Consider the following 5,930-nt stretch of genomic DNA (forward strand, 5'->3'; position numbering starts at 1 on the left):
TTTAGGGAGCGTCCATGGGGTGATGCTCCTCACTTTCGCGCATGCGTCCCGCCAGCATCGCGATCACGGCGAGAGCTGGGGGGATGATTCCCGCGATCACGAATATCACGGGAATGGGCACGACCAAGGAAAGTGGCCCCGCGATGACGATCGAGACGGGCATGAACGCGATCGAGACGAAGAAGTCGAGGCTCGCGACTCGACCGATCATGTCGAGCGGCACCAGCCGTTGCAATAGCGTGCCCCAGATGACGACGCCCGCTCCAGTGAGTGCTCCGACCATAAACAGTGCTGCGAGCATCAGGATCAGGTTGTCCGCAACGCCAATGACCACGAGCGGGAGTGTTCCCCCGCCCCAGCAGACGATCATGAACGTGAGATAGCGGCGAGGGAGTTTCAGCGATGAGACCACCAGCGATCCGATCGCCCCGCCGATCCCGTATGCGGCTAGGAGGAAACCGAAGGTGGCTTCGGCGTCCTCGAAGCGGTCGCGGGTGAGGAAGGGCAAGAGCACCTCGATAGGACCTTGAACGATGAGGGCGAGGGAGGAACCGAAGATCAATGTCCAGAGCAGCCACCGCGTGCCAACCACATAGCGCACTCCCGCTCGGAGGTCTCCCCACACGCTCGTGCGCTCCTCCCGCAGCGCGGGCGCGGTCAGCTCCTGGCGTCGGCTGAGGAACAGCGTGATGACGAACGCGGTCGTGTACGAGGCTGCGACGATAGCCGCCCCGATCGCCGGAAAGAACATGCCGACGGTGATTCCTCCGAGGGCTGGCCCGAGGCCCTGACCCATCGATGGGCGGAGAGCTCCTTCGAGCCCGTTCGCGGCCAAGAGTTCCTCAGCAGGAAGTACTTGAGGCAGATACGCACTGTAGGCCGGATAGAAGAACGCGCTCCCTGCGCCCATTGCGAACGAGGCGACGCCGACATGCCACAACTCGATGGACCCGGTGAGCGACAAGACTGCTACCCCGGTCATCGCTGCCGCGGTGCAGCCTTGCACGGTGATGATGATGCGGCGTTTGGAGAAACGGTCCGCGACCACACCGCCCAGGATCGAGAAGGCGAACAGGCCAAGGCTCATTCCAGTTGCTACCGCTGAAAGCGCGAGCGGACTGTCATCGAGCGCAAGCACTTGAAAGACCATGACGATCGTCCACATACCGGTGCCGAAGACTTCAATGCCGACCGCGGCGAACACGAGACGATAGTCGCGTGAGGCCAGGGGACGAAGCGCACGGATCCGATTGAGGTTCTTCTTGCTCATACCAGCACCTCGCCCTGAGTCGTCGCAGTCAGGTGAAGCTGCGGCCAGCCGGCGACGTCGCGGAGGAGTTGCCGGTCGTGGGTGGACAACAGCACGGCCGCTGGGGTTGCTCCGAGCGCCGCCGTGAGTTCGTCGACGAGAGCGATGGAGAGGTGATTGGTGGGTTCGTCCAGGAGTAGTACGTGAGGGCGTGTCGAGAGCACGAGCGCGAGGTCGAGGCGGCGCTGTTGGCCCATCGATAGTTCTCCTACCTGCTTGCCTGCCTCACGGGGTCGTAAGAGACCAAGTTGAGAGAGCCCGACCGCCTCGGATGACTCCAGAACGCCTTCCGAGACGAGCGCGCCGGTATGTGCGGCATAGAGCTCGCTCGCCCGCCGGTCCAAGGGCAGTGCGGTTTCTTGGTGGAGGAATCCGATGCGGGTGCCCCCTGGCAGTCGAGCCGCGCCCGTGTCCGGTGCGAGTTCGCCGCTGACCACGCCCAGCAGCGTCGACTTCCCCGCTCCGTTCGGGCCAGTTACGACAAGTCGACCACGGTGTGACAGCGTGAATGACACCGGCCCGGCCAACCGCCCGGCAACACTGACACGATCGACGCTCAGTAGTGCCGCACCGGTTCGGGTGGGAAGGTCGGGAAAGCGGAAGAGCTGCGGCGGTTCCGGCACGGTCACCGCGTGCGCTTCGAGCGCTTCCTGACGCCGATGCACATTCTGTACCAGTCCGCCCGCCCGGGTGGCCCGGCCGTGCTTGTTGGTGCCTTTCTCCGGACGCCACCCCGACACGAGTCGGTTCTGTGCGGCGCTGAGACTGTCTTGAAGCCGCGCGTGTTCCGCCTGCTGACGCTCGTAGTCCTGTTCCCAACGCTCCCTTTCTGCGAGACGCCCCTCCCGATATCCCGTATAGCCGCTGCCGTAGACACGCGGGCGATCGTCGGGGGTCGGGTCAAGGTCGATGATGGTGTCCGCGACATCGGACAGGAGCGCTCGATCGTGGCTGACGATGACGACGCCACCACTGCGCGCTCGGAGCTGCGCGGTCAAGAACTCGAGTCCGCTGCGGTCGAGGTGGTTGGTGGGCTCATCGAGCAGCAAAAAGTCGTCCTCAGCTCCCAGGAGACAGGCCAACCGCACCCGGTAGCGCTGCCCCACGGAAAGATCAGCGAGTAACCTCGCCATTTCTGTCACTGCGTTGAGCGCGTCGAGTGCGATCTGCACACGGCGCTCGGCATCCCAGGCATCGAGCGCTCCAGCAAGCTCCAACATGGCCGCATACTCCGTTGCGGCCCCATCCTTCCTGTCGGCGAGAGCCTGAGCGGCGACGTCGAGTGCCGCCAGCGCGGCGAGTGGCTCGGCGATCGCTTCGGCAACAGCCTGCCCAACGGTTCGGCTATCGGAAGCGGTCATTTCTTGTTCGGCGAGGCCGAGCGTGCCGATGCGCTGGACCACCCCGCTGTCTGGCAAAAGCGTGCCAGCGAGCACATGAAGGAGGCTTGATTTTCCGCGCCCGTTCTCGCCAACGATCGCGACTCGAGAACGGGCAGTAAGGACGACATCGACGTGGTTGAGAACGGATGTCGCTCCTCGCATGAGGGAAACATCGGAAGCGGTGAGCTGCGCGCGATGGCGCGCCGGATGAACGTGGGTAGGGGTGAGCATTCGAATCCTTCGAAACGACGCACCACAAGCCGAGAGGCAAACGGGTACGCAAATGACGGCGACCCAGCAGGGTCAGAACGAGCAGCCGCCGCGGGCTCGGAGATACTCAACGAGCGCGGTAGGCCTGCCCAGCCGTCACAGGAAGTACAAATGCATACCACCCACCGTACCGGACGACGGCGCGCGCTGCCAGTTGGTTCCATCCATCACCCCCTGTCACGGCCGGACGGTGGACCGCGCGTCACGGCCCTACCTGGGCGCGGATAGTCAGTAGCTGCTGGACTCCGTCGTCATTTGCGACGCCACGTCCACATTGACGGGAGTGTCATGGAAACGGTGGATCTGGGACTGCGTTGACCGAAGGGAAGGCAATGACTCACATTGACTCGTTGGGACTTCGAGCCAGGAACCCCGTCCGCGGTGTAGTCCGGCGGAAGGGACGTCGCGTACCTGTTGGGTGTGACGGTGTCGATCAGGGTGATGACGGCAGGTGACGGGTACCGGTATCTGCTGAGTTCTGTCGTTGCCGGCGATGGCGCCCGCGACGCCCCGGCCGCACTCACGAGGTACTACCTTGAGTCCGGAACACCACCGGGCACCTGGGCAGGATCCGGGCTTGACGGTCTCTCACGCGGTGTGGCCGATGGTGGCCTGGTAAGTGAGGAGCAGTTGCGACGGTTGATGGGGTTCGGGCGGGACCCGAACAGCGGCGAGCCGCTGGGTCGCCCGTACCGGAAGTTCGCGACCGCCGCGGAACGTGTCGATCGTCGCCTCGAGAAACTCCCTGACACGCTCATCGGCGAGGAGCGTGCGACCCAGACCGCGCTGATCGAGGCCGAGGAAGCAGCGAAGCCGATGGGTGCTCCGGTGGCGGGGTTCGATTTGACCTTCTCGGTCCCGAAGTCCGTCTCGACGCTCTGGGCGGTTGCCGACGGGGGCACGCAGGCGCTGATCGCCCGGGCGCACCACGCCGCGATCCAGGACGTGATCGACCTGTTCGAGCGCAATGTCGCGATGACCCGGATCGGCGCGAAAGGGCCGCGGGGCGCAGTCGCTCAAGTCGAGGTACAAGGGGTGATCGCGGCTGCCTATGACCACTACGACTCTCGAGCCTCGGACCCGCAACTGCACACTCATGTCGTGGTCGCGAACCGAGTCCAAGCCGTCCACGACGGGAAGTGGCGCACCCTCGACTCCCGTGCGATCCATGCGGCGGTGACGGGGTTGTCGGAGCATTACAACGCAGTCCTCTCCGACCACCTCACCCAGGTGCTCGGCGTCGGGTGGGAGGCGCGCGAGCGTGGTGCGGGCAGGTCGACGGCGTGGGAGATCACCGGGGTGCCGCAGGAACTGATGGATGAGTTCTCCTCCCGCACGCGCGATATTGAGCAGGTCAAGGACCGCCTCGTCGCCGACTACGTGACCAGGCATGGGAGGCAGCCGTCACCGAAGTTGTTGTGGCAGTTCCGGCAACAAGCCACCTTGGAGACTCGACCCCCGAAGCAGCACCACTCGCTGAGCGACCTCACCACCAGGTGGCGGGAACGCGCCACCGAACTTCTTGGGGAGGATGCTCCGACGTGGGCCACAACGCTCCTGGCCGGAAGCGCCGGGGAGCCGTTGTTGCGCGCCGACGACATCCCCCTCGCCGATCTCGATCAGGTCGCCGAAGTGGTGGTGGCGCGGGTGGGTGATCGGCGAGCGACGTGGAAACGATGGAACCTCCACGCCGAGGCCGTCCGGCAGACGATGGCACTCCGGTTCGCGTCCGCGAACGACCGCGATACGATCACCCAGCAAATCGTCGACGCCGCCGAACGCGTCTCGCTGCAATTGACCCCGCCGGAGTTGGCGTCGAGCCCGCCGTCATTCCGCCGCCCAGACGGGTCCAGCGTGTTCCGCCCGAAAGCCGCGACCGTGTTCTCGTCTGAACGGGTGATCGCGGCGGAGGATCGTCTCCTCGCCGCGTCGAACGACAGGAGCGCGCCGACGGTGCCGCTGGCATGGGTTGAGCAGGCAGCACGCACGAAGAACCGCGACGGGCATGTGTTGTCACCGGATCAGGAGCGGGCGATCGCGAAGATCGGTGTCTCCGCCCGCACCCTCGACGTCCTTGTCGGCCCCGCCGGGACGGGGAAGACCACGACGATGTCCGCGTTGCGGCGAGCGTGGGAGAAACACCACGGTACCGGCTCAGTGATCGGCCTCGCACCGTCTGCTGCCGCAGCGGATGGCCTGGCAGGGGATCTGGGGATCTCGACGGAGAACACGGCGAAGTGGCTCCACGAACACCGCCACGGCAACTGGAACCTCACACCCGGCCAACTCGTCATCATCGACGAAGCCTCACTCGCAGGAACCCTCGCCCTCGACACCATCACCACCCACGCCACCGAGGCCGGCGCGAAGGTACTCCTTGTCGGCGACTGGGCGCAGCTCGCGGCCGTGGATGCGGGTGGGGCGTTCGGAATGGTCGTCCGCGACCGGGACGATGCCCCGGAGCTGACGGATGTGCGCCGCTTCCGCAATGAGTGGGAGAAACACGCCTCCCTCGGCCTGCGCATCGGCGATACCGATGTCATCGACACCTACCTCGACCACGACCGCATCACCCCAGGCGGCTACGAGGACATCCTCGAGCAGGCATATCAGGCGTGGCGTAGCGATCAAGCAGAGGGGAAGTCGTCGGTGTTGATTGCCGAGACCCTCGACACCGTTTCCGAACTCAACACCCGCGCCCGCACCGACCGGATCCTCGCAGGCGACGTCGCCCTCGATGGCGTCCGGCTCCATGACGGGAACGAGACATCCCGTGGCGACCTGGTCATCACCCGCAAGAACGACCGACGTCTCGCGCTGGGCCGCGGGTGGGTGAAGAACGGCGACCGGTGGACCGTTACCCAAGCTCACGACGACGGATCCCTCACCGTCCGCCGCGCACACTCCAAATGGCGCACAACAATCGCACTCCCTGCCGTGTACGTCAGCGAGCATGTCGAACTCGGGTA

Annotated in this window: 3 protein-coding genes; 1 reads left to right on the plus strand and 2 read right to left on the minus strand. The window is 65.2% G+C overall.

The window, feature by feature from the left end; genetic code table 11:
• Window position 1: 1 nt before the first annotated feature.
• Both ACTIAO_RS16775 and ACTIAO_RS16780 read right to left on the minus strand, forming a co-directional pair.
• Window positions 2-1,270 carry an MFS transporter gene (locus tag ACTIAO_RS16775; protein ID WP_087137363.1) on the minus strand — a complete coding sequence of 423 codons (1,269 nt, stop codon included), beginning with the start codon at window positions 1,268-1,270 and terminating at the stop codon, window positions 2-4.
• Entirely contained in the window at window positions 1,267-2,922 is a 1,656-nt protein-coding gene (locus ACTIAO_RS16780) for an ABC-F family ATP-binding cassette domain-containing protein (protein ID WP_441907248.1), read from the minus strand. The genes ACTIAO_RS16775 and ACTIAO_RS16780 overlap by 4 nt, the downstream gene beginning before the upstream one ends.
• A gap of 465 nt (window positions 2,923-3,387) precedes the next feature.
• Between ACTIAO_RS16780 and mobF the strand changes: the two genes are divergently transcribed.
• On the plus strand, window positions 3,388-5,930 hold a 2,543-nt coding region (mobF, locus tag ACTIAO_RS16785), incomplete at its 3' end, for a MobF family relaxase (RefSeq protein WP_441907249.1).

This window comes from Microbacterium sp. (genome assembly GCF_052099035.1).
Taxonomy (GTDB): Bacteria; Actinomycetota; Actinomycetes; order Actinomycetales; family Microbacteriaceae; genus Microbacterium.